General features: G+C 59.6%; 19 protein-coding genes and 5 tRNA genes. 10 read left to right on the forward strand and 14 right to left on the reverse strand.

Annotated elements, in window-relative coordinates:
• Window positions 1-44 precede the first annotated feature (44 nt).
• From AB4O36_RS16480 to gltX, 10 genes are all read right to left on the reverse strand, one after another.
• Window positions 45-491, reverse strand: coding sequence for an Hsp20 family protein (locus AB4O36_RS16480; RefSeq protein WP_460116758.1), 447 nt, complete (start codon window positions 489-491; stop codon window positions 45-47).
• Between the two features lie 132 nt (window positions 492-623).
• A complete protein-coding gene (locus AB4O36_RS16485; RefSeq protein ID WP_460116760.1) occupies window positions 624-1,577 on the reverse strand; it encodes a tRNA dihydrouridine synthase in 954 nt (317 codons plus the stop codon).
• Window positions 1,578-1,728: 151 nt separating this feature from the next.
• Window positions 1,729-2,178 carry an acyl-CoA thioesterase gene (locus AB4O36_RS16490; RefSeq protein ID WP_460116762.1) on the reverse strand — a complete coding sequence of 150 codons (450 nt, stop codon included), beginning with the start codon at window positions 2,176-2,178 and terminating at the stop codon, window positions 1,729-1,731.
• A gap of 47 nt (window positions 2,179-2,225) precedes the next feature.
• Entirely contained in the window at window positions 2,226-3,059 is an 834-nt protein-coding gene (locus AB4O36_RS16495; RefSeq protein WP_460116763.1) for an alpha/beta fold hydrolase, read from the reverse strand.
• A gap of 31 nt (window positions 3,060-3,090) precedes the next feature.
• Window positions 3,091-3,630 (reverse strand): TetR/AcrR family transcriptional regulator, encoded by a 540-nt coding sequence (locus tag AB4O36_RS16500; protein WP_460116765.1) that lies wholly within the window; start codon window positions 3,628-3,630, stop codon window positions 3,091-3,093.
• Between the two features lie 183 nt (window positions 3,631-3,813).
• Window positions 3,814-3,889 (reverse strand) — tRNA-Glu (locus tag AB4O36_RS16505).
• A gap of 80 nt (window positions 3,890-3,969) precedes the next feature.
• A tRNA-Ala gene (locus AB4O36_RS16510) sits at window positions 3,970-4,045 on the reverse strand.
• Between the two features lie 53 nt (window positions 4,046-4,098).
• Window positions 4,099-4,174: transfer RNA gene (locus AB4O36_RS16515), tRNA-Glu, on the reverse strand.
• A gap of 79 nt (window positions 4,175-4,253) precedes the next feature.
• Window positions 4,254-4,329, reverse strand: a tRNA-Ala gene (locus AB4O36_RS16520).
• Between the two features lie 180 nt (window positions 4,330-4,509).
• Complete coding sequence (gltX, locus tag AB4O36_RS16525; RefSeq protein ID WP_460116766.1) at window positions 4,510-5,991, reverse strand: glutamate--tRNA ligase; 1,482 nt, start codon at window positions 5,989-5,991, stop codon at window positions 4,510-4,512.
• 219 nt (window positions 5,992-6,210) lie between these two features.
• Between gltX and AB4O36_RS16530 the strand changes: the two genes are divergently transcribed.
• Both AB4O36_RS16530 and AB4O36_RS16535 read left to right on the forward strand, forming a co-directional pair.
• A complete protein-coding gene (locus tag AB4O36_RS16530) occupies window positions 6,211-7,260 on the forward strand; it encodes an HlyD family secretion protein (RefSeq protein WP_460139751.1) in 1,050 nt (349 codons plus the stop codon).
• Complete coding sequence (locus AB4O36_RS16535; RefSeq protein ID WP_460139752.1) at window positions 7,250-8,800, forward strand: MDR family MFS transporter; 1,551 nt, start codon at window positions 7,250-7,252, stop codon at window positions 8,798-8,800. Before AB4O36_RS16530 ends, AB4O36_RS16535 begins: the two co-directional genes overlap by 11 nt.
• Window positions 8,801-8,924: 124 nt before the next feature.
• Here AB4O36_RS16535 and uvrB read toward each other — a convergent pair whose 3' ends face one another.
• Entirely contained in the window at window positions 8,925-10,940 is a 2,016-nt protein-coding gene (gene uvrB / locus AB4O36_RS16540) for an excinuclease ABC subunit UvrB (protein ID WP_460116771.1), read from the reverse strand.
• 338 nt (window positions 10,941-11,278) lie between these two features.
• Between uvrB and AB4O36_RS16545 the strand changes: the two genes are divergently transcribed.
• The 3 genes from AB4O36_RS16545 to AB4O36_RS16555 all read left to right on the forward strand — a co-directional run bounded on the left by AB4O36_RS16545 (window position 11,279) and on the right by AB4O36_RS16555 (window position 13,048).
• Entirely contained in the window at window positions 11,279-12,475 is a 1,197-nt protein-coding gene (locus tag AB4O36_RS16545) for an amino acid aminotransferase (protein WP_460139753.1), read from the forward strand.
• Between the two features lie 184 nt (window positions 12,476-12,659).
• Window positions 12,660-12,869: a hypothetical protein gene (locus AB4O36_RS16550; protein ID WP_460116774.1), complete on the forward strand. Its 210-nt coding sequence runs from the start codon at window positions 12,660-12,662 to the stop codon at window positions 12,867-12,869.
• 103 nt (window positions 12,870-12,972) lie between these two features.
• Window positions 12,973-13,048, forward strand: a tRNA-Asn gene (locus AB4O36_RS16555).
• A gap of 49 nt (window positions 13,049-13,097) precedes the next feature.
• Here AB4O36_RS16555 and AB4O36_RS16560 read toward each other — a convergent pair.
• Window positions 13,098-14,030: a helix-turn-helix transcriptional regulator gene (locus AB4O36_RS16560; RefSeq protein ID WP_460116775.1), complete on the reverse strand. Its 933-nt coding sequence runs from the start codon at window positions 14,028-14,030 to the stop codon at window positions 13,098-13,100.
• Between the two features lie 579 nt (window positions 14,031-14,609).
• Here AB4O36_RS16560 and AB4O36_RS16565 point away from each other — a divergent pair.
• The 4 genes from AB4O36_RS16565 to AB4O36_RS16580 all read left to right on the forward strand — a co-directional run bounded on the left by AB4O36_RS16565 (window position 14,610) and on the right by AB4O36_RS16580 (window position 18,531).
• Window positions 14,610-15,944: an MFS transporter gene (locus tag AB4O36_RS16565; protein WP_460116777.1), complete on the forward strand. Its 1,335-nt coding sequence runs from the start codon at window positions 14,610-14,612 to the stop codon at window positions 15,942-15,944.
• A gap of 99 nt (window positions 15,945-16,043) precedes the next feature.
• Window positions 16,044-16,736 carry a fumarylacetoacetate hydrolase family protein gene (locus AB4O36_RS16570; protein WP_460116779.1) on the forward strand — a complete coding sequence of 231 codons (693 nt, stop codon included), beginning with the start codon at window positions 16,044-16,046 and terminating at the stop codon, window positions 16,734-16,736.
• Between the two features lie 47 nt (window positions 16,737-16,783).
• Window positions 16,784-17,542, forward strand: a complete 759-nt coding sequence (locus AB4O36_RS16575; RefSeq protein ID WP_460116780.1) for an SDR family oxidoreductase — start codon at window positions 16,784-16,786, stop codon at window positions 17,540-17,542.
• Between the two features lie 32 nt (window positions 17,543-17,574).
• Window positions 17,575-18,531 carry a 2-hydroxyacid dehydrogenase gene (locus tag AB4O36_RS16580; protein ID WP_460139754.1) on the forward strand — a complete coding sequence of 319 codons (957 nt, stop codon included), beginning with the start codon at window positions 17,575-17,577 and terminating at the stop codon, window positions 18,529-18,531.
• Window positions 18,532-18,577: 46 nt separating this feature from the next.
• Here the strand turns inward: AB4O36_RS16580 and AB4O36_RS16585 are convergent, their stop codons facing one another.
• Window positions 18,578-19,879 (reverse strand): Nramp family divalent metal transporter, encoded by a 1,302-nt coding sequence (locus tag AB4O36_RS16585; protein ID WP_460116784.1) that lies wholly within the window; start codon window positions 19,877-19,879, stop codon window positions 18,578-18,580.
• Between the two features lie 242 nt (window positions 19,880-20,121).
• Here AB4O36_RS16585 and AB4O36_RS16590 point away from each other — a divergent pair, with 242 nt between their 5' ends.
• Window positions 20,122-21,255, forward strand: coding sequence for a lactonase family protein (locus AB4O36_RS16590; RefSeq protein ID WP_460116785.1), 1,134 nt, complete (start codon window positions 20,122-20,124; stop codon window positions 21,253-21,255).
• 109 nt (window positions 21,256-21,364) lie between these two features.
• Here the strand turns inward: AB4O36_RS16590 and AB4O36_RS16595 are convergent, their stop codons facing one another.
• Complete coding sequence (locus tag AB4O36_RS16595) at window positions 21,365-22,885, reverse strand: nucleobase:cation symporter-2 family protein (RefSeq protein ID WP_460116787.1); 1,521 nt, start codon at window positions 22,883-22,885, stop codon at window positions 21,365-21,367.
• Window positions 22,886-22,926: the final 41 nt, after the last annotated feature.

Here is a 22,926-nt window from a genome sequence, read left to right on the forward strand (position 1 = left end):
CACAAAAAAGGGCGCCATTCGGCGCCCTTTTTCACTGCTCGGCCTTAGTGTTGCAAAGCCGGTTTTTGCTCCCCGTTGATCGGGATGCGTTTGGCTTTCGCCTCTTCCGGAACGACGCGCAGCAGGTCAATGCTGAGCAGACCGTTACGCAGGTCCGCAGCCTTGATTTCGATGTGGTCGGCCAGGCGGAAGGACAGCTTGAAAGCACGTTGGGCGATGCCCTGATGCAGGAAGGTCACGCCCTCGGTTGCATCGCGTTTGCCGCCACTGATGGTCAGCACACCCTTCTCGACTTGCAGGTCCAGGTCTTCTTCCTGGAATCCGGCCGCCGCCACGACGATGCGGTACTGATCGTCACCGCGTTTTTCCACGTTGTAGGGAGGGTAAGAGCTGCCTGGCTCGTTGCGCAGGGCGGTTTCGAACAGGTCGTTGAACCGGTCGAAACCAACCGAGGAACGGAACAGAGGCGCGAGAGAAAATGCAGTAGTCATGATTCAAATCTCCTGAAAACAATCAGCAAGTTTTTGTGTCTCCGCGACCCGAATTCGGCATCGCGTAACCCTTAGATAGGGACCGCTGATTGCATTTCAAGAGAGGTTTTTCAGAATTTCTTGCAAAAATCTTCAGGCAGCCTCAGGCACCCCGAGCAAACGCGAAACCTGATCCGGCTCCGTTTCGCGGCGCAGCACCGTGAATAGCTCCACCGCTTCAGGGTAATTGCGCGTCAGCATGGCCAGCCATTGCTTCAGGCGACCCGGCGACTGACGGGGTGTCATCTGCGCCTTGGCTTGCAGCCAGAAGTCCTGGATCAGCGGCAGCAGCTCGGCCCAGGTCATTTCGACCACCTCTTCGCCTGCGCGGGCGGCCATGATCTGCCGGCCCAGGTCGGGGCGCGAAACCAGACCGCGACCGAGCATGATGTCTTCCACACCGCTGATTTCCCGGCAACGGCGCCAGTCTTCGACGCTCCAGATGTCGCCATTGGCGAACACTGGCACCTTGACCACGTCCTGCACCCGAGGGATCCATTCCCAGTGTGCCGGGGGCTTGTAACCATCGGTCTTGGTCCGGGCGTGCACGACGATGTGTTCTGCTCCACCTTCGGCCAGCGCCGTGGCACAGACCAGCGAACCGTCCGGGCTGTCGAAACCCAGGCGCATTTTCGCGGTGACCGGAATGTGCGCCGGTACCGCCCGACGGACATGCTCGACAATCCGATTGAGCAACTCGGGCTCCTTGAGCAGCACGGCCCCACCCCGGGACTTGTTGACGGTCTTGGCGGGGCATCCGAAGTTCAGGTCGATGACTTCAGAGCCCAACTCACAAGCCAGTGCTGCGTTTTCCGCCAGGCACACAGGGTCCGATCCCAGCAGTTGCACACGCAGAGGCACGCCAGCGGCGGTACGCGCACCGGTCAGCAGCTCGGGGCCAAACTTGTGGAAATAGGCCGGGGTCAGCAACTGGTCGTTGATGCGGATGAACTCAGTCACGCACCAGTCGATACCGCCGACGCGGGTCAGCACGTCACGCAGGATGTTGTCGACCAACCCCTCCATGGGTGCCAAGGCAATTTGCATGGAAAACACACTCGAGGAAAAACGTGCGGCAGTTTACTGGATTACATCCAAAAACTGCACTTGAACCTGTAGGAGCGAGCTTGCTCGCGATGGTGGTGTGTCAGTTGGAATCATGCTGGCTGACACACCGCCATCGCGAGCAAGCTCGCTCCTACAGGGGGTGTGGCGGCGGTAGGATCAAGGCCGGGCCATAACCTTCGATGAACTCGGCCGGCATGCGCTTGGGTCGCCCCGTGGAGAGCTCGATGCACACAAAGGTGGTCTGCGCACGCAGCAGCGTGGCGTTGTCGCTTGGACGCTTGAGCTGGAAGTGCCGGGTCATTTTCAGGCGCTGGTCCCAATCGACGATCCAGGTCGCCAATTGCAACTGATCGCCCTCGTAGGCCGCCGCCAGGTAATCGATCTCGTGGCGCACCACGGCCATCGCCCTGTCCAGCCGCCGGTATTCAACCAGATCCAGCCCCAGGCGCTGGGAGTGACGCCAGGCACAGCGTTCGAGCCAGGTCACGTACACCGCGTTATTGGCGTGCCCCAGGCCATCGATGTCCTCGGCGCCCACTTCCAGATCGATGATAAATGGCGTTGCCCGATCCCAGCCCATGCCCACTCCCGGTCAGATTAATGCGACCGGGGCAGTGTAACGGATGCTCAGGCCGATTGGCGTGATTGCAGGCTGCGACCGGCCAGCAGTGATAACACACCATCAATCACACGCGGGTCGGCCAGCACTCGCTGGTGCCCTCCTTCGGCCAGCCGCAACAAACGGCTGTCGAACCAGGCATCGTGGATCAGTTGGGATTCCTTGACCGAGACCAGGCGGTCGTCTTCGGCGTGAACGATCAGGCCAGGCATGTCGAGCTGATAGCGTGCGACATCCAGCGCCGCCGCGCGCATCCCCACGTCCTTTTCAACCTGACGAATGAACGCAGAGCGGGCTTTCGGCGGCAGCCGCACGCAACGGGCAAAACCGCGCAGCACGCCAAGAATTCGCGCCGGCGCGGCAATGGTGACCAGGGTCTCGGTGCGCAACCCCAACTGGACCGCCAGCATGGCACTCGCGCCGCCCATGGAATGGCCGATGACGGCTTGCAGGGGTGGTAACTCGGCGGCCGCCTCGAGCATGGCGCGGGCGAACAGCATGACGTTGGCTTCACGGCCAGGTGAGCGACCGTGACCAGGACCATCCAGCGCCACGACACTGTAGCCGGCGTCGACCAAAGCACTGATGAGGCTGGCAAACTGCGTCGGCCGCCCTTCCCACCCATGCATCAGCAACACCGCCGGACCTTGACCCCAGCGCAAGGCGGAGAGGCCGAACCGCAAGGTGATGCGTTCGGATTTCGCCAACATCGGCAATTCCCAATCGCGCGGCGGCAGTTCCCGCGGTGTCATGAATGCCAGTCGCATTTTCGCCGCAACCAGCTTCGGTGCAAACCAGCCCAAGGTGCCATTAACGCCACGAACCCACTTTAACGCGCTCATCGCTCTCACTCCCCAGGCCAATGCCTTCAGGTCATAGCACCGCCGACTTGGCGGCACGCAGCAATCGATCGGACAATTCTCCTGGTCCCAGCGCCCTTGCCAGGGCCAGACCACCGACCATCAGCGCCATATCGGCCAACGCCTTGTCGGTGTCCTCCGGGCTGGCCGCCAGTTGCGCGACCATCAGCTCCACGTGCTCGTTCAGCGCCACACGAAACGACTCGGGCAAGCGCCCCAACTCGCCGACCGAGGCCGGGATCGGGCAGGCTGAGTCCGAGGAGTCGCGATGTTTGCGTGACAGGTAGAAGGCCGCCACCAGTGCGCGACGCTCTTCGCCGGTCAAATCCGCATCCATGTCGGCGATCAGTCCACGGCGGTGGCCGAGCAGTTGCTTGAACGCTTCCAGCATCATGGCGTCCTTGCTTTCGAAGTGCGCATAGAAGCCACCCACCGTCAGGCCGGCCGCCCCCATCACTTCGCCCACGCTCGGTTCGGCCGGGCCACGCTGGATCAGCGCTGCACTGGCGGCCTTGAGAATGCGTTCGCGGGTTTGAGCTTTCTTGTCGTTCATCGCTGCCTCCAAATATTACGACTAGAATATTATTCTCATAATAATATTCTGCAAGTCAAGAATGTGACCGCCGGTCAGATGCACAGTTTGAAGAAAATAAGGGAATTTGGCCAAACGCCAGACAAACAAAAGGGCCATTCAATAATTGAATGACCCTTATAAATCCCGCAGAGCGGGTAATCGTGGCGTCCCCTAGGGGACTCGAACCCCTGTTACCGCCGTGAAAGGGCGGTGTCCTAGGCCACTAGACGAAGGGGACGCAAAACCTTCTATACAACTGATCAGTGCTGAGTGCTGATCGCTTCAAGGCCGGTGTGGCCAGACCTCGAAGTGTAAAATTGGTGGAGCTAAGCGGGATCGAACCGCTGACCTCCTGCATGCCATGCAGGCGCTCTCCCAGCTGAGCTATAGCCCCGGATTTTTCGCCTCGCGGCGCAGCGACATCTTGCAACATCGCTTGTGTAAAACTGGCGTCCCCTAGGGGACTCGAACCCCTGTTACCGCCGTGAAAGGGCGGTGTCCTAGGCCACTAGACGAAGGGGACGCAAACCCTTCTTTACAACTGATCAGTGCTGAGTGCTGATCGCTTCAAGGCCGGTGTGGCCAGACCTTGAAGTGTAAATTGGTGGAGCTAAGCGGGATCGAACCGCTGACCTCCTGCATGCCATGCAGGCGCTCTCCCAGCTGAGCTATAGCCCCTCATCGCTGAGGACGGGGCGAATCTTAATGGCGCTTCGGAAACCTGTCAAACTTATTTTCAACAATTTTCAAAAAAATTTTCCGCCATAACAATCACTTACCGCCCTGCCCCGTAAATGCGGGGCATTTGCGCTGCTGTAGCCACCACCTCCGGCAGCAGCTACAGAAGCACACCCTGGATCAGGCGATGTTACCCAGCAGTTTTTCCCACTCCTTGTTTTCCTTTTTCGACACGCCACCGAGCAGATCGATGGCCTGGCGCAGGCGGAAACGCGTGAGATCCGGACCCAGGATCTCCATGGCATCGAGCACCGACACCGAGCTCGCTTGCCCCGTAATGGCGGCAAACATCAGCGGCATGGCGTCGCGCAACTTCAATTCCAGGGATTCGACCACCGCCTGGATCGTCGCGGTGATGCTGTCCTTCTCCCACTGACGCAGGCTTTCCAGTTTCCACAGGATCAACTGCATCAACTGACGGACCTGATCGCCCGACAGTTTCTTGGACTCGAACAGCTTGGCATCCGGATTGACGCCACCGGCAAAGAAGAAGCCGGCCAGCGGTGCAACCTGGCTGAAAGTTTCCACACGCCCCTGGACGTGGGGCGCGATTTTCATCATGTATTCGGGGTTCAGCGCCCAGGTCTGCAGGCGACTGGCGAACTCTTCCACCGGCAGGTCGCGCAACCACTGGCCGTTGAGCCATGACAGTTTCTCGATGTCGAAGATCGGCCCGCCCAGGGACACCCGACTCAGGTCGAAGTGGTCGACCATTTCCTGCAACGAGAACTTCTCGCGCTCGTCCGGCATCGACCAACCCATGCGTCCCAGGTAGTTGAGCATGGCTTCAGGCATGAACCCCATGCGCTCGTAGAATGTCACCGACGTCGGATTCTTGCGCTTGGACAGCTTGCTCTTGTCCGGGTTACGCAGCAGCGGCATGTAGCACAACTGCGGTTGTTCCCAGCCGAAGTATTCGTACAGCAAAATCAGTTTCGGCGCAGATGGCAGCCATTCCTCACCACGCAGCACATGGGTAATGCCCATCAGATGGTCGTCGACCACGTTGGCCAGGAAATACGTCGGCAGACCGTCGGTCTTCATCAGCACTTGCATGTCCATGCGATCCCACGGGATCTCGACATCGCCACGCAGCATGTCCGGCACCACACACACGCCTTCGCTCGGCACCTTCATGCGGATCACGTGCGGCTCGCCGGCCGCCAGGCGACGGGCGACTTCTTCCTTGGACAGCAGCAGCGCACGACCATCGTAACGCGGGGTTTCGCCGCGAGCCATTTGTTCGGCACGCATCTGGTCCAGTTCTTCGGCGGTGCAGAAGCACGGGAACGCGTGACCCATGTCGACCAGTTGCTGGCAATACTTCTGGTAGATATCGCCACGCTCGCTCTGCCGGTATGGGCCGTGCGGGCCGCCCACGTCCGGGCCTTCGCTCCAGTCGATACCCAGCCAGCGCAGGGCGTCAAAGATCTGCTGTTCGGACTCGCGGGTCGAACGTAACTGATCGGTGTCCTCGATCCGCAGGATGAACTCGCCGCCATGCTGCTTGGCAAAGCAGTAGTTGAACAGAGCAATGTAAGCGGTACCTACGTGGGGGTCCCCGGTAGGCGATGGCGCGATGCGCGTGCGGACGGTGGTCATGGCAAGTCTCGAAATGAAGATGAAACAAAGGGCGAATGTTACAGGCGTTGCCCGCCCGGCTCCAGTGAGCAGGGCATTTAAGCCAAGTTTGCGTCTGCAAGGGGTCTTGGCCTCGATGAATGACCGATTATCACCCGATGGCATTTACCCACTATTGGCTGTATGCCAAATTCGCCTGCTGATAAATTTCCTTACAATTACTCGACTACAGTTTGCCCCATGCCTGCCCAACTCAAGCGTCGCCTGTTCAGTTTCCTGTTGATCGTCCTGCTGATTGCCGGGGGCTTTTTTGCTCATTGGTTTTTCAAGGGACGTTTTTATGAAAGCACCGACAACGCCTATGTCCAGGGCGAGATCACCCGTGTCTCAAGTCAATTGGGTGCGCGCATCGAACAGGTGCTGGTGCAGGACAACCAGCACGTCGAAAAAGGGCAACTGCTGATCAAGCTCGAGAGCGATGACTTCCAACTCGCCGTCGACCGCGCCAACGCCGCGCTCGCCACGCGCCAGGCCGAACGCCTGCAAGCGCAAAGCAAGCTGACCCAGCAGGCCAGCCTGATCGCCGCCAGCGATGCGCAAGTGGCGTCCAGCCAGGCCAGCCTTGGCCGCTCGCAAATCGACCTGTCCCGCGCCCAGGCGCTGCGTAAACCGGGTTATGTCTCCGAAGAACGGGTCACCACCCTTTCCGCCGACAACCACATCGCCCGCTCGCAGGTGAGCAAGGCCCAGGCCGATGCGCAAAGCCAGCGCCAGCAGGTCGATTCGCTGACGGCCGAAATCAAGCGCCTCGACGCCATGATCGCCAATGCCCGGACCGACCTGGCCCAGGCCGAACTGAACCTGACGCGCAGCGAAATCCACGCGCCGATCAGTGGCCTGATCGGCCAGCGCGCTGCACGTAATGGCCAATTCGTGCAGGCCGGCGCCTATTTATTGTCAATCGTCCCGGACCAGGACATCTGGATTCAAGCCAACTTCAAGGAAACCCAGATCGGTCACATGCAGCCTGGCCAGAAAGCCGAGCTCACTTTCGATGCTTACAGCGACACGCCCATCCAGGCACGGGTCGACAGCCTGTTCGCGGCCTCGGGCGCGCAGTTCAGCCTGTTGCCGCCGGATAATGCCACGGGCAACTTCACCAAAGTCGTACAACGAATTCCGGTAAAACTGACCTTCGCCGCCAATAACCCGCTGCGCGGCAAGATCCGCCCGGGCATGTCGGTTACCGCGACAGTGAATATCAAAGACGCCCCGATCGATGGCCGGTGATCAACTGATCCGCCCGGTCGGCGAACCGACTCGGCGGGACTGGATTGCGGTCATGAGCGTGATGCTCGGCGCGTTCATGGCAGTGCTCGATATCCAGATCACCAATTCGTCGCTCAAGGACATCCAGGGCGCGCTGTCGGCGACCCTGGAAGAAGGCTCGTGGATTTCCACGTCTTACCTGGTGGCGGAAATCATCATGATTCCGCTGACGGCGTGGCTGGTGCAGTTGCTATCGGCACGGCGCCTGGCCGTTTGGGTGTCGCTGGGGTTTCTCGTCGCTTCGCTGCTCTGCTCCATGGCCTGGAGCCTGGAGAGCATGATCGTGTTCCGCGCCCTGCAGGGTTTCACCGGCGGTGCACTGATCCCGCTGGCGTTCACCCTGACGCTGATCAAACTGCCTGAACATCACCGAGCCAAAGGCATGGCGATGTTTGCCATGACCGCCACGTTCGCCCCCTCCATCGGCCCGACACTCGGTGGCTGGCTCACGGAAAACTGGGGTTGGGAGTACATCTTCTATATCAACATACCCCCGGGGCTGATCATGATTGCAGGCCTGATGTATGGCCTGGAGAAGAAAGAGGCACACTGGGAATTACTGAAAAGTACCGATTACGCCGGTATCGTCACCCTTGGCGTCGGCCTTGGCTGTTTGCAGGTGTTTCTCGAGGAGGGTCATCGCAAGGACTGGCTCGAATCGACCCTGATCGTCACTCTCGGCAGCATCGCCCTGGTCAGCCTGATCACCTTTGTGATCGTACAATTCTCCAAACCCAATCCGCTGATCAACCTGGGCATCCTCGGCAATCGCAACTTTGGATTGTCGAGCATTTCCAGCGTTGGCATGGGCGTGGGGCTGTACGGATCGATCTATTTGCTGCCGTTGTACCTGGCGCAGATCCAGAACTACAACGCCCTGCAGATCGGCGAGGTGATCATGTGGATGGGCGTGCCGCAGTTGTTCCTGATCCCGCTGGTGCCCAAACTGATGAAATACGTGTCGCCAAAATGGCTGTGCACCGTGGGTTTCGGCCTGTTCGGACTGGCGAGTTTTTCCTCGGGCGTGCTGAACCCCGACTTCGCCGGGCCGCAGTTCAATCAGATCCAGATCATCCGCGCCCTTGGCCAGCCGCTGATCATGGTGACCATCTCGCTGATCGCCACTGCCTACATCCTGCCGCAGGACGCGGGGTCGGCGTCGAGCCTGTTCAATATCCTGCGCAACCTCGGAGGCGCCATCGGCATTGCCCTCCTCGCCACCTTGCTGGATGCGCGGACCAAGACCTACTTCGATTATCTGCGTGAAGCGATCGTGCCGACCAACCCGCAGGTGGCCGAGCGGCTCGCTTCATTGACCGACCGCTTTGGTAGTGAAACGGCAGCATTGGGCAAGCTAAGTGAGATCGCCCACCAGCAGGCGTCGATCATGGCTTACAACGATGCGTTTCATTTTGTCGGGATTGCGCTGGGAATCAGCATGGTGGCGGTGTTGTTGACGAAGAAGTTGCCGGTGGGGCTCAAGGCTGGGGAGGCGCATTGAGTTTTGAGGTGCCTTTACCGGCCTCATCGCGAGCAAGCTCGCTCCTACAGGGCTCTGTGGTGCGCACAAAATCCTTGTAGGAGCGGGCTTGCCCGCGATGAGGCCAGCAGGAACGACTTGGAACTCAGACGGTGATGAGGCGCTCGCGCAATTTGGCAATCTCATCGCGCATCTGCGCCGCTGCTTCGAACTCAAGGTCCCGAGCCAACTGATACATCTTCTCTTCCAGCGCCTTGATCCGCTTGGCGATCTCGCCCGGCGAACGCAGCTCGGCTTCGTACTTGGCGCTCTCTTCGGCCGCCTTGGCCATGCCCTTGCGCTTCTTGCTGCGCGAACCCGGCACGGTGGCGCCTTCCATGATGTCGGCAACGTCTTTTATCACCCCTTTGGGGACGATGCCGTTGGCCAGGTTGAAAGCGATCTGCTTGTCCCGCCGACGCTCGGTCTCGCCAATCGCACGCTCCATGGAACCGGTGATCCGGTCGGCATACAGGATTGCCCGGCCATTGAGGTTACGTGCCGCTCGACCGATGGTCTGGATCAGCGAGCGCTCCGAGCGCAGAAAGCCCTCTTTGTCCGCATCGAGGATCGCCACCAGCGACACCTCGGGCATGTCCAGACCTTCGCGCAGCAGGTTGATGCCTACCAGCACATCGAAAGTACCCAGGCGCAGGTCACGGATAATTTCAACGCGCTCCACCGTGTCGATGTCCGAGTGCAAGTAGCGCACGCGCACACCGTGATCGGCCAGGTAATCAGTCAGGTCCTCGGCCATGCGCTTGGTCAGCGTGGTCACCAGCACACGTTCTTCAACAGCGACACGCTTGTTGATTTCCGAGAGCAGGTCGTCGACCTGGGTCAGGGCCGGGCGGATCTCGATCTGTGGGTCCACCAGGCCAGTGGGGCGCACCACCATGTCAATGACGCGTCCGGCGTGTTCTGCCTCGTAATTGCCCGGTGTGGCCGAAACGAAAATGGTCTGCGGGCTCACCCCTTCCCATTCGTCGAAACGCATTGGTCGGTTGTCCAGCGCCGACGGCAGACGGAAGCCGTACTCCACCAGCGTCTCCTTGCGTGAGCGGTCGCCCTTATACATGGCGCCGACTTGCGGCACGCTGACGTGGGACTCGTCGATCACCAGCAAGGCGTCGGCGGGTAAATAGTCGTAGAGCGTCGGTGGCGCGGCGCCGGCCGGGCGCCCGGACAGGTAACGCGAGTAGTTTTCGATGCCGTTGCAGTAACCCAGTTCGAGGATCATCTCCAGGTCGAAACGCGTGCGCTGCTCAAGGCGCTGGGCTTCCACCAGCTTGTTGTTCGAACGCAGATATTCCAGGCGCTCCTGCAACTCGACCTTGATGCCCTCGACCGCATCGAGCAGGGTTTCCCGGGGCGTGACGTAGTGGCTTTTCGGGTAAAAGGTGAAGCGCGGCAGCTTGCGCAGGACCTCGCCGGTCAGCGGGTCGAATGCCGAAATGTTCTCCACTTCATCATCGAACAGCTCGATGCGGATCGCCTCGAAATCCGATTCAGCCGGGTGGATGTCGATCACATCACCGCGCACGCGGAAAGTCGCACGGGCGAAATCCATGTCATTGCGGGTGTATTGCAGGTCGGCAAGGCGGCGCAACAAGGCGCGCTGGTCGAGCTTGTCGCCGCGATCCACGTGCAGCACCATTTTCAGGTAGGTTTCCGGGCTGCCCAGACCGTAGATGCATGACACGGTGGTGACGATGATCGCATCCTTGCGCTCCAGCAACGCCTTGGTGGCGGACAGGCGCATCTGCTCGATGTGATCGTTGATCGAGGCGTCCTTCTCGATGAAGGTGTCCGACGACGGCACGTAGGCTTCGGGCTGGTAGTAGTCGTAGTAGGAAACGAAGTACTCGACGGCGTTGTTGGGGAAAAAGGCCTTGAATTCGCCGTACAACTGCGCGGCCAGGGTCTTGTTCGGCGCCAGGACCAAAGTCGGGCGCTGCACCTGGGCGATCACGTTGGCAATGCTGAACGTCTTGCCGGAACCGGTTACGCCGAGCAGCGTCTGGTGCGCCAAACCTGCCTCGATGCCCTCGACCATCAGGCGAATGGCTTCCGGCTGGTCGCCGGCGGGCTCGAAGCGGGTGACTAGCTGGAATTCAGACATGAAATACCCCTGGGTCGCGCCGGTCCGGGCAAACCGGACAGCAACGAAAAAGACCGCAAACGACCGAAGCCGCCCGAGGAAAAAAACTGGATTGGGCTCAATGTGGAGTCGATTGCCGACTCTTTCAAGGCAAACGTCCTACATCCCTTAAAGACTCTGACGCGACCAATCGACTAACGGTCGAAAAATAATCGGAAAAACTTACGCTAAAAGCCGAATGGGCTGTCGCCAGCACTCGCCGATGGCCTCTATACTAGCTCCCCGTTTGTGCACCGCTCTAGTGCATTCGGCTGGAGCGCGGCACGTCCCTCCACACTCCATTCAGAGCCGCCGCAAAAATGAGCCTGTTCTCCGCTGTCGAAATGGCACCACGCGATCCAATCCTGGGCCTCAACGAAGCATTCAATGCCGATACCCGTACCAGCAAGGTCAATCTGGGGGTCGGTGTTTATTGCAACGAGGAGGGGCGAATTCCACTCCTGCGCGCCGTTGTCGAAGCCGAGACGATTCGCGTCGCTCAACACGCTTCTCGTGGTTACCTGCCGATCGACGGTATTGCCGCCTATGACCAGGCCGTGCAAAAGCTGCTGTTTGGCAATGACTCGCCACTGCTCGCCGCTGGTCGCGTTGTCACCACCCAAGCCGTAGGCGGTACCGGTGCCCTGAAAATCGGTGCCGACTTCCTCAAGCAACTGCTGCCCAACGCCGTCGTGGCGATCAGCGATCCAAGCTGGGAAAACCACCGTGCGCTGTTCGAAACCGCTGGCTTCCCGGTGCAGAACTATCGCTATTACGACGCGGCCACCCACGACGTCAACCGTACTGGCCTGCTGGAAGACCTGAACGCCCTGCCGTCCGGTTCCATCGTGGTGCTGCACGCCTGCTGCCACAACCCGACGGGTGTCGACCTGAGCCCGGCGGACTGGAAAAACGTCCTGGAAGTGGTCAAGGCCAAAGGTCACGTACCTTTCCTCGACATGGCCTATCAGGGCTTTGGCGACGGTATCGACGAAGACGCGGCTGCCGTGCGCCTGTTCGCGGAATCGGGCCTGACCTTCTTCGTCTCCAGTTCGTTCTCCAAATCCTTCTCGTTGTACGGCGAGCGCGTTGGCGCCCTGTCGATCGTCAGCGAATCGAAAGAAGAAAGCGCGCGCGTGCTGTCGCAGGTCAAACGCGTGATCCGCACCAACTATTCCAACCCGCCAACCCATGGCGCAAGCATTGTCGCCGCCGTGCTGAACAGCCCGGAACTGCGTGCCCAGTGGGAAGCCGAGCTGGCCGAGATGCGCCTGCGCATTAAAGGCATGCGCAACCAGATGGTTGACCTGCTGGCCAAAAATGCCCCGCAACGCGACTTCAGCTTCGTCGGTCGTCAGCGTGGCATGTTCTCCTACTCGGGCCTTACCGTTGAACAGGTTCACCGCCTGCGCAATGAATTCGGCATCTACGCCCTGGACACCGGCCGCATCTGTGTGGCTGCGCTGAACCAGAGCAACATCGATGTCGTCACCAAGGCGATTGTCGCGGTGATCTGAACCTCGCGCTGATACAAAAAACGGGAAGCCTGAGCGCTTCCCGTTTTTTATTTGTCCGAGATAGGAACTGCAGGAGCGAGCTTGCTCGCGACGCGGTATTTAATTCAACATTGTTGATAACTGACACATCGCAATCGCGAGCAAGCTCGCTCCTACAGGGATTCGTGTAGAACCCGGAGACTCCATGAAAAACGACAACCTGCGCGCCGACCGCGATGATCGCGACGATCTGGATGACTTCATCCCCCGCCCCCAAGCCAAGCGCGCCAAAAGCCTGGTGATGCAGGTCGCCACCGGCGTGTTCCTCGGTGGCCTGGCCCTGTGGCTGGTGCAACTGGCCGCCACGGCGCTGTACGCCAAGTTGATGATGGGCACTATCACCTTTGGTGGTTGAGCCGGCCGCCAATCGCTGCCAAAACACCGTTTGTCCCACCGGCGGCCTCAAATTGCCAACGGACGCTTGACTTCCCTTTTTGAATCAGTAACATACACGCCATTCCGCGATAGCTCAGTTGGTAGAGCAAGTGACTGTTAATCACTGGGTCCCTGGTTCGAGTCCAGGTCGTGGAGCCAGATCAAAGAACCCGCCTTATGGCGGGTTTTTTCGTTTTTGCCACGCGCATCACGTGTTCAACGGTGATTGCGGCGTATCAGGATTGAGTTGCTGGCGCCGAAATTGCCCCGGTGGCTGGCCATGGATCTGACGAAAGCGCCGCGAAAAGTAGGCTTCGTCGGCAAATCCGCACAGCCGCGCCACCTCCCCCACGGGTCGCGTGCCATTGAGCAGGTAGTTACGAGCGGCATGCATCCTGCGCTCCAGCACCAACTCGGTAAAGGTCTTTCCGACTTCCTTGCGCAACCAGTGCGTCAGGTAGGTCGGTGAAAGGTAGGTCGCGGCGGCCACCTTGATCAGATTGAGGTCCGGGTCGGCGATGTTCTTGCGCAAATACTCGGACATCCTGCTCAACGCGTCGCGCCGGCTGACTTCGGCAGCATTCTCCTCGGCCAGCCGCTTGAGCGGCTCGGCATACAAGGCGCACACACTTCCCACCAGTTGCAGCAGCAACCCCTTGAGCATTTCGCGGGTGCCGAATTGACGGTTTTCATCGAGCACGCGCATCTGTTCGATCAAGGCGCAGACTTTGCTGAAATCCTCATCACCCAGAATGAAATCCAGATGCTCCTGGAAGCGGAACGGCGACAGCTCCGGCGCAAGCAGAATCGACACCTCTTCCAGATCCATCGGATCGCATTGCAAGTGCGGCAACAGGAAGGTCTGGGAGAAATTGATCACGATGAAATTGCTGTCCGCAGGGTGCGGAATCACGTGCACGCGGTGCGGCAGGATGAACGCCAGCGTGTTGCGCGGGAACGGACGCTCGACGTTGCCGATGTGCTGAACGGTGTCGCCCCCCAGGTTGATCTGAATCTGAAAGTATTCGTGGCGATGGGGGCTGGTTTCGGCACGCCGGCCCTTTTTGTCGCGGATGTAGAAGTCCGTCAACTCACTGCGCTGCTGCATGACGTAGGTGGGTACTCGACTCGGTGACGACATCTCCTGGGCATCCTCGACAGGTATTTGGACAGCTTGTCGGCACGCCGTAAGGGACGCGGCGACGTGGGAGATTGTGACGGTGAAACCGGGCCTATTTCAACAACTCATAGGATGACGTGGGTATCGACGAATTAATTGTATCGGTGTGTGGAAAATTTCTTGTCCAAAAAAACGAATCACAAAATCAATTTTTTATTCTTTAAAAACATGTAGTTATAAAAACGAAAAAACAAAACACGCAAAAATAAGTTCTTGGACAGATGCATTGATCAGCGTTTCCAAGAGAAAAAACGATCTAAAGCCGCCGTTGATTTTGGAAGGTCGTACGACCACTGTGTCAGGCAATGCAGCCCGACCCCTCCAAAAACAATCAATTGGTGCGCACCTCATGAACCTGCTTTTTTCCCTGACTGACCCACCCGCCCCCTCCCCGGATTTCCCCCTGCGCAATGTGTCGCCGCAGACCTGACACCCGGCTGTCCACTTAGCTCATCCAGGCATTGCACTGCTCCACCTTGGGGTATTGGGCCCGGCTGCGCGCAGAAATCTCGATTCTTCTAACAATAACGAGGCCTATCCATGTCCAACTCCACCACCTCCACGGCGACGGCCGGCGTCAGTGACGCCGCCCCCACCCAGCGCCTGCCAACCCGTCGACGCTGGTTCATGCTGTCGCTGCTGCTGATTGCAACCATCATCAACTACATCGACCGGGTGAACATCTCGATTGCGGCGCCGTTCATGGCCAAGGACCTGGGCCTGGACAAGATCGAAATGGGCCTGATTTTTTCCGCGTTCGCCTGGACCTACGCACTCGCACTGGTGCCCGCCGGATTCATTGCCGACCGCTTCGGCTCGCGGCTGACCTATGGGGTGTCGCTGATCAGTTGGTCCACAGTCACCGTGCTCCAGGGTTTTGCCACGGGCTTTGCCTCGTTGTTCGGCTTGCGCCTGGCCGTCGGTGCAATGGAAGCGCCGGCATTTCCGGCCAATAGCCGGGCGGTGACGGTGTGGTTCCCGGCGCGCGAACGCGGAATGGCCAGCAGCATTTACGTGTGCGGCCAATACCTCGGCACCGCCCTGTTCACCGGCGCATTGCTCTGGTTGGCAACCACCTTCGACTGGCGCCATGTGTTCTACAGCACAGGATTGCTCGGCATCGTGTTCGGGGTGATCTGGTTGTTCCTGTACCGCGACCCACTGAGCTGCAAGAAAGTCAGCAAGGAAGAACTGAAATACATCGAATCCGGTGGCGGCCTGGTCAAGAGCAGCCAGGAGCGCACCCGGTTCAACTGGCGCCAAATCGCCGAGCTGTTCGGCTACCGGCAAATCTGGGCGATCTGCATCGGCAAGTTCGCCAGCACCTCGGCGCTGTACTTCTTCCTCACCTGGTTCCCGACCTACCTGATCGAAGAACGGCAACTGACCACCATCAAGGCCGGGATCTTCGCCGTGCTGCCGTTCATTGGCGCCACAGTGGGCATTCTGCTTGCCGGGATCGTCTCCGACCTGTTGATACGCCGCGGCTACTCCATGTCCTTCGCACGCAAATTGCCGCTGGTGGTCGGTTCGATGCTGGGCATGTCGATCGTCCTGGTGAATTTCACCGACTCGAACGTCATCTGCATTGCCATCCTGACGATCGCCTTTTTCGCCCAGGGAATCGCCTCCTCATCCTGGGCAGCCGTATCGGAAGTCGCGCCCAAGGAACTGATCGGCCTGACGGGAGGGGTGACCAGCCTGGCCGCCAACATTGGCGGGATCGTCACCCCGATCGTGATTGGCGCCATTGTCCAGACGACGGGCTCTTTCGCTTGGGCCTTCTGGTTCATCGGGGGTGTAGCACTGATGGGCACCTTGTCCTACTCGTTGCTTCTGGGCCGGCTGTATCGCATCGAACTCAAGGCCCGCTGATTCAAGAAAAGCTTTTTTCTCCAATACGAGGCGGCATTCGTCCAACTTCAGCCAGGACTGCCGCCGTACGCTGATGCTTCCTACAGGACCCGTACCAGGATGAACATGACCGAATACGTTTTTACCCCCGATCTGCCTGTGACCTTGCCGGTCGCCGGCAGCCAGCAGCGCTTCCCCGTCGGCCGGGTATTTTGCGTCGGCCGCAATTACACCTGGCCGGGCACGCAAGGCCAGTCCCGCCTGCCGCCGGTGTTTTTCATGAAGCCAGCGAGCAACGTAGTGGATGCACAGGGTGAAATCGCCTACCCGCCCATGACCGAAGAGTTTGCCCACGAAATTGAACTGGTGGTGGCCATCGGCGAAGGCGGCGCGAATATCCCCGAGGACCAGGCCCTGGCCTACGTCTGGGGTTATGGCGCCGGCCTTGACCTGACACGTCGCGATGTCCAGATCGCGGCCAAGAGCAACGGCATGCCGTGGGAAGGCGCCAAGGTGTTCGACGGCGCGGCCCCCATCACCGCCATCGTGCCGGTGTCACGCGCCGGCCATCCACAGGGTGAGCTGTGGCTGAACGTCAACGGTGAGGAACGCCAGCGCGACAGCCTCGACAGCCAGATCTGGTCTGTCAGCGAGGTCATCAGCCGCATCTCCCACTTCGTCGCTTTGCGTGCCGGCGACCTGATCATGACCGGCAGCCCGGCCGGCGTCGATGTGTTGCAACCCGGCGACGTCATCAATGCCGGTATCGACGGCATCGGCCAGATCGAAATGCGCGTCGGCAATCGCCCCTGACACTGACACACCACACGCCCCAGTGAATAAAAAAAGGAAACAACAAGATGACCCATCCTTTGAAAGTCGCCCTGGTAACCGGTGCCGGCAGCGGAATAGGCCGCGCCGTGGCCCTTGGCCTGATGGCCGACGGCTTCACCGTGGTGCTCGCGGGACGCCGGCCGGAGCCATTGCTGGAACTGGCGGAACTGGCCGCCGTCGAAGGACACGAGGCCTTGGCGGTCCCCACTGATGTGCGCGACCCGGCCAGCGTCGATGCGCTGTTTGCCGAAATCACCGTGAAGTACGGACGCCTGGACGTGGTGTTCAACAACGCCGGGGTCAATGCCCCCGCCGTTCCGCTGGATGAGCTCACCTTCGAGCAGTGGCGAAACGTGATCGACACCAACCTCAACGGCGTTTTCCTCTGCGCCCGCGGTGCTTTTGGGCTGATGCGCCGGCAGCAGCCCATGGGTGGGCGCATCATCAACAACGGCTCGATCTCGGCTCACACTCCGCGCCCCTTCAGCAGCGCCTACACCGCCAGCAAACACGCGGTGCTGGGGCTCACCAAATCCCTGGCCCTGGATGGCCGCGAATTCAACATTGCCTGTAGCCAGATCGACATTGGCAACGCCCTGACCGAGATGTCGGTGCGCATGACCAAAGGCGTGCGCCAGGCCAACGGCAGTATCGCCGTAGAGCCCATGGTGGACGTCCAGCACGTCGCCGATGCCGTGCGCTACATCGCCGCCCTGCCGTTGTCGGCAAATGTCCTGAACATGACCGTCATGGCCACTGCCATGCCGTTTGCCGGTCGCGGTTGACCGGCTTTTTTATTGCGCTCCACGAGGTTCACATGAAACCAGAAGTCTTGCAGCTCAGCCCGATCCTGATTCCGGAAATAAACACCCGCCTGGGCGAATTGTTCACCATCAGGCGCTATTTCGAACAGGCTGACAAAGCGGCCTATATCAAAGAGCATGGCAACAACATTCGGGGTGTGATCACCGGCGGTCACACCGGGATCACCCAGGCGCTGATGGCGCAGTTGCCGAAACTGGAGGTGGTGGCCGTCAACGGTGTAGGGACCGATGCCGTGGACCTGGCCTACGCCAGGGATCGCGGAATTCGCGTGACGGCGACCATCGGTGCGTTGACCGAAGACGTGGCTGACCTGGCCATCGGCCTGTTGATCGCCGTGTGCCGTGGCCTGTGTACCAGTGACCGTTATGTGCGTTCGGGCCAATGGCCGCATAGTCCGACGCCATTGGCCCCTTTGCCGTTGGCGCGCCAGGTGTCCGGGATGCGCATCGGCATTGTCGGCATGGGCCGGGTCGGTCGTGCCGTCGCGGTTCGTGCCGCAGCATTCGGCTGCCCGATCAGCTACACCGACCTGCAACCGATGAGCGATGTGGACCACAATTTCGTCGCCGACCTGAAGCAGTTGGCCAGCCAAAGCGATGCACTGATTCTCGCCGCTGCTGCCGACAAGGCCGAAGCCATCATCAATGCCGATGTGCTGCACGCGCTGGGCAAGGGTGGCTATCTGATCAACGTCGCCCGGGGCAAGCTGGTCAACGAGGTCGATCTGGTCGCGGCACTGGCGGCCGGAGAGATCGCGGGCGCAGCGCTGGACGTGTTCGTCGATGAGCCGCGCGTTCCAGAGACGCTGTTCGGCAACGAACAGGTGGTGCTGCAACCCCATCGCGCCAGCGCGACTGTGCAGACCCGCACGCGCATGGGTGAGATGGTGGTGGCGAGCCTGGTGGACAGTTTTGCCGGAAAAATTCCGAAAGGGTCTGTGACCGATTGAGGCATCGATGTCGAGGGGCATTGCGTCCCCTCGACATTCCCCGATATCAGGCGAACAAATCAACGCCCAACTGGAAGGCAACCCACAGTGCAAGGCCCGTCGCGAATGCGAGTGCGATGTTCTCGAACAGGTTGTTGCGGTACTGCTTGTCCAGCAATTTTTTCTGGTTGGACATGATCAGCAAGCCGAGGGAAATGATGGGCAGGCCAATGATGTTCAGCGCGCTGACACCGATGGTCAGCGTCACGAAGTCTGGCATGCCGGGCAGCGACCAGATCAGTGGCGTGACCAGGATGAACAGCATGAACCACTTGTGCATCGGGTCATGGTGAAACTCTTTGCCATACTTGTCGCGACGCTTGGGAAACACGTGTTGGAAGGCATCGGTGATCAGCATCGGGAATGCGGTGGTCTTGCCCGAAATACTGGCGAACAACGTGGCAAATACGCCGATGAAGAACACATACCAACCGATGGAGCCGAAATAGATTTCCAGCGCCTTGCCCAGATCGCCCAGGGTTTTGACCTCGATGCCGTTGGGACGGAGGATTTCCGCGCCTACGATCCAGATGGCCAGGTTGATGATGATCCCTATAAACACGGCAAACAGCAGATCGTTGCGTTGAATGCGCTTGTGTTGCGGGCCAACCCAACCCTTTTGGCGCATGACGTAAGGATGCACGAAGTTGGCGATCGAACCGGCAACAGCGCCGATGACCGATACCGCCACCAGCAACGCGCCATGCACACCCTCGTCCTTGGGAATGCTGAAACCGATGGTGCCCTTGATGATGCCGCCTACATCCGGGCCGGACATCACAGCCAGCGCAATGAACGCCAGGGTCATGATCGCCAGCAGCAACTTCATCACGCCTTCGATCATCGAGTAGATGTTGCGACCGACCAGCATCCACACTGCCAGTACCACCGCCACCGAACAGAGCAACGGCTGCTCGATCTTGAACAGCATCGCCAGCGACTCCCCTGCCCCCTTTATCATGTAGGCGTTCATCAAGTGGCCCATCAATAGGGCGTAGACGAGCAAGAACCAGGCAAAAAACGGATTGAGCTGAGCGTAGCCCTGCAGGATGGTCATGCCCTGGTTATTGCACAGCTGGAAGCGCGCGATGATGTTGACGATCAGGTATCTCAGCAACAGGGAGACCGCAAGCACCCACATCATCGCGTAACCGTAGTTGGCACCGGCCACGGACGAGGTGATCAGGTCACCCGCCCCCAGCCAGGACAGCACGGCAATGATGCCTGGGCCCAGGAGTTTGAATATTCGTAGAAATCGACTTTGCGCGGGCGCCGCAGCCTGGCCTTCCACGGAAGGAATGCTGGTCATAGAGGGTATCTCCATTGTTTTTTTTGTGAGAACCCGCGAAGTCGAACACAGTAAGTACGATGTCGTACAACACTTGTTAAAACGAGATTATTTAAAAATATTTCAAACCCATAAATGTTGTGCGGGCATAGCAAATCGCCATAGCTCCGGAAATTTCAGTTTTCATGCAGCCGAGGCATTGATGTCCAGATGTTTCAGTCATAGGATGACTGACCACATCAATAACAATAAAAGGATCCACTGTGAGTAAAAACCTCCTCCTGGCCGCCGCCGTCATCGGTGGCCTCAGCCTGCAAGCCAATGCCGCCACCTACGCCTACATATCCAGCCCGGGAGACGGGTTGATTTCCCAGTACCGCCTCGATCAGAACAATGGCACGCTGAGCCTGGTCAATCAGGTCAACGCCGGCGATCAGGTCAACCCAATGGCCATCACACCTGACGGCAAAGTGTTGTTCGCGGCGTTGCGGGTCAAACCGTTCCAGGTGTTGGGCTACAGCATCGACGCAAAGACTGGGCAACTGACGCCATCGACCAAGGCACCGCTGGCGCAAAGCATGGCTTACCTGTCTACCGACAGATCGGGGCACTACCTGCTCGGCGCCTCATATGGCGGCGACGCCGTGACCGTGCAAGCCATTGACAAGGGCTATCAGCCTTCGGACAACATTCAGAGCTACCCCACCGGCCCCCACGCCCACTCGGTCCGCACCGACCCTAGCAATCGTTTTGCCTACACCGGCAACCTGGGGGCCGACCGCGTCCTGCAATATCGCCTGGATGCAAAGACCGGCGCGCTCTCCCCCATCGACAGCGGCTACGTGAGCGTTCCGGCCAATACCGGACCTCGACACCTGGCGTTTTCCAGGGACGGCAAATTCCTTTACGTGGTCGGCGAGATGAGCGGCACGGTCACTGCGTTTTCCATCAACGACAGCACCGGAGCCCTGAAGGAGATTGGCGTGGCCAACGGGATTCCCGAGCGGCTGAAATTGGCTCACGGTGAAGTGCGCGATGCGCGCAACAACGACTTGAAGGACGACCCGACGCCGCGTATCTGGGCGGCAGACCTGCGGCTCTCGCCTGACGGCAAACTCCTGTACATGACCGAACGCACCAGCAGTTCAGTGTCGGCGTTTGCGGTCGATACGGCCTCGGGCGGCTTGCGCTTTCTCGACAACTACCCGGTGCAAGAAAAGCAGCCACGCAACATCGCATTTTCGCCGAACGGCAAATGGTTGTTGGTAACGGGTGAGAAAAGCGAAAAGGTTGGCACCTATGCCGTCGGCGACAAGGGCGCGCTCAAACGTGTGGGCGAAGCGGCTTCGGGCAAGGGAGCGTTGTGGATCGAGGTGTTGCAGACTTCGGTGGAGTGACCTTCAGGTTTTCTCTGTAGGAGTGAGCATGCTCGCGATGAGGCCGGCACATCCAACATCTTCGCTGGCTGACACACCGCCATCGCGAGCAAGCTCGCTCCTACAAGGGTCAGGCGTGCTCGCTGCTGTTGGCGTGCATCGTTCGCGGTTCGCCGTGCCCGTGGTCGTCCACTTCGATCACGGGTACTTCCTTGCCGTCGCAGTCACGCAGCTTGCCTTCGCTGAAGTAATCGCCTTCGCGTAACGCGGCCAGGTCCTGATAACGCAGCACACGCTCAGTGCCAGCGGCGAATACCGACTGTTGGTCCGAGTTACCGGCGGTCAGGTGGTTGAAGGTCAGATTCAGCACAATGGCCATGATCGCCGAGGAGCTGATACCCGAATGGAAGATCGTGGCAAACCAGCTCGGGAAGTGGTCGTAGAAATTCGGCGCGGCAATCGGGATCATGCCGAAACCGATGGAGGTCGCAACGATGATCAGGTTGACGTTGTTGCGATAGTCGACCTTGGACAGCGTACGAATGCCGCTGGCGGCCACGGTGCCGAACAGCACAATGCCCGCGCCCCCCAGAACCGAGGTCGGCACGGCTGCAATGACCCGCCCCATGAAAGGCAGCAGGCCAAGGATCACCAGAAACAGACCGCCCGTGGCGACCACATAGCGGCTCTTGATTCCGGTCACCGCCACCAGCCCGACGTTCTGGGCGAAGGCGCTCTGTGTGAACGATCCGAAGATAGGCGCGATCATGCTCGACAGCATGTCGGCCCGCAGCCCGTTGCCCAGCCGCTTGGAGTCTACCTTGGTGTCAATGATTTCCCCGACGGCCAGGATGTCCGCCGAGGTCTCTACCAGCGTCACCATGACCACGATGCACATCGACAGGATCGCGGCAAAATGGAATGTCGGCATGCCGAAGTGGAACGGTGTGGGGAAACCGAACATCGGGCCTTGGGTGACTGACGAGAAGTCCGCCATGCCAAGGAACACCGCGATGATCGTACCCACGACCATCGCCAGCAGGATCGACAAACGGGAGATGGTCGCACTGCCGATCTTGCTCAGCAGCAACACCAGCATCAACGTCACTGCTGCCAGGCCGATGTTGGCCATGCTGCCGAAATCCGCCCCATGGCTGTTGCCGCCCATGGCCCAGCGAGCAGCCACCGGCATCAGCGTCAGGCCAATGGTGGTGATGACGATTCCGGTGACCAGCGGCGGGAAGAACTTGGTAATTCGCGAAAACACCGGTGTGATCAGCAAGCCGATCAGTGAGGCGGCGATCACCGCGCCCAGGATCGCCTGAAACCCACCCTCCCCGCCCGTACTGACAATTGCCACCATGGTGGCGACGCCTGAGAACGACACGCCCTGCACCAGCGGCAACTGACAACCGAAAAACGGCAGGCCGAGGGTCTGGAGCAACGTCGCCAGCCCCCCCGCAAACAATGAAGCAGCAATCAACAAACCTATGTCCGCCGGTGAGAGCCCGGCCGCCTGGCCGATGATCAAGGGCACCGCGACGATACCGCCATACATGGTCAGAACATGTTGCAGGCCGTAAGCCATATTCGCGCCGATCCCAAGGTTTTCGTCCTCGGGCCGTTGGTGTGAAACATGGGGCGTTTTCATGATTGGGGGGTTCCCTGGTTTTTGTTATGCGCACACTGTAT

This window comes from Pseudomonas sp. S2_E01 (assembly GCF_054668365.1).

Excerpts from the sequence above, each read along its gene's own strand:
- AB4O36_RS16480 (WP_460116758.1), bottom strand. The coding sequence starts at position 491 with ATGACTACTGCATTTTCTCTCGCGCCTCTGTTCCGTTCCTCGGTTGGT.
- AB4O36_RS16485 (WP_460116760.1), bottom strand. The coding sequence starts at position 1,577 with ATGCAAATTGCCTTGGCACCCATGGAGGGGTTGGTCGACAACATCCTG.
- AB4O36_RS16490 (WP_460116762.1), bottom strand. The coding sequence starts at position 2,178 with ATGGGCTGGGATCGGGCAACGCCATTTATCATCGATCTGGAAGTGGGC.
- AB4O36_RS16495 (WP_460116763.1), bottom strand. The coding sequence starts at position 3,059 with ATGAGCGCGTTAAAGTGGGTTCGTGGCGTTAATGGCACCTTGGGCTGG.
- AB4O36_RS16500 (WP_460116765.1), bottom strand. The coding sequence starts at position 3,630 with ATGAACGACAAGAAAGCTCAAACCCGCGAACGCATTCTCAAGGCCGCC.
- gltX (WP_460116766.1), bottom strand. The coding sequence starts at position 5,991 with ATGACCACCGTCCGCACGCGCATCGCGCCATCGCCTACCGGGGACCCC.
- AB4O36_RS16530 (WP_460139751.1), top strand. The coding sequence starts at position 6,211 with ATGCCTGCCCAACTCAAGCGTCGCCTGTTCAGTTTCCTGTTGATCGTC.
- AB4O36_RS16535 (WP_460139752.1), top strand. The coding sequence starts at position 7,250 with ATGGCCGGTGATCAACTGATCCGCCCGGTCGGCGAACCGACTCGGCGG.
- uvrB (WP_460116771.1), bottom strand. The coding sequence starts at position 10,940 with ATGTCTGAATTCCAGCTAGTCACCCGCTTCGAGCCCGCCGGCGACCAG.
- AB4O36_RS16545 (WP_460139753.1), top strand. The coding sequence starts at position 11,279 with ATGAGCCTGTTCTCCGCTGTCGAAATGGCACCACGCGATCCAATCCTG.
- AB4O36_RS16550 (WP_460116774.1), top strand. The coding sequence starts at position 12,660 with ATGAAAAACGACAACCTGCGCGCCGACCGCGATGATCGCGACGATCTG.
- AB4O36_RS16560 (WP_460116775.1), bottom strand. The coding sequence starts at position 14,030 with ATGTCGTCACCGAGTCGAGTACCCACCTACGTCATGCAGCAGCGCAGT.
- AB4O36_RS16565 (WP_460116777.1), top strand. The coding sequence starts at position 14,610 with ATGTCCAACTCCACCACCTCCACGGCGACGGCCGGCGTCAGTGACGCC.
- AB4O36_RS16570 (WP_460116779.1), top strand. The coding sequence starts at position 16,044 with ATGAACATGACCGAATACGTTTTTACCCCCGATCTGCCTGTGACCTTG.
- AB4O36_RS16575 (WP_460116780.1), top strand. The coding sequence starts at position 16,784 with ATGACCCATCCTTTGAAAGTCGCCCTGGTAACCGGTGCCGGCAGCGGA.
- AB4O36_RS16580 (WP_460139754.1), top strand. The coding sequence starts at position 17,575 with ATGAAACCAGAAGTCTTGCAGCTCAGCCCGATCCTGATTCCGGAAATA.
- AB4O36_RS16585 (WP_460116784.1), bottom strand. The coding sequence starts at position 19,879 with ATGACCAGCATTCCTTCCGTGGAAGGCCAGGCTGCGGCGCCCGCGCAA.
- AB4O36_RS16595 (WP_460116787.1), bottom strand. The coding sequence starts at position 22,885 with ATGAAAACGCCCCATGTTTCACACCAACGGCCCGAGGACGAAAACCTT.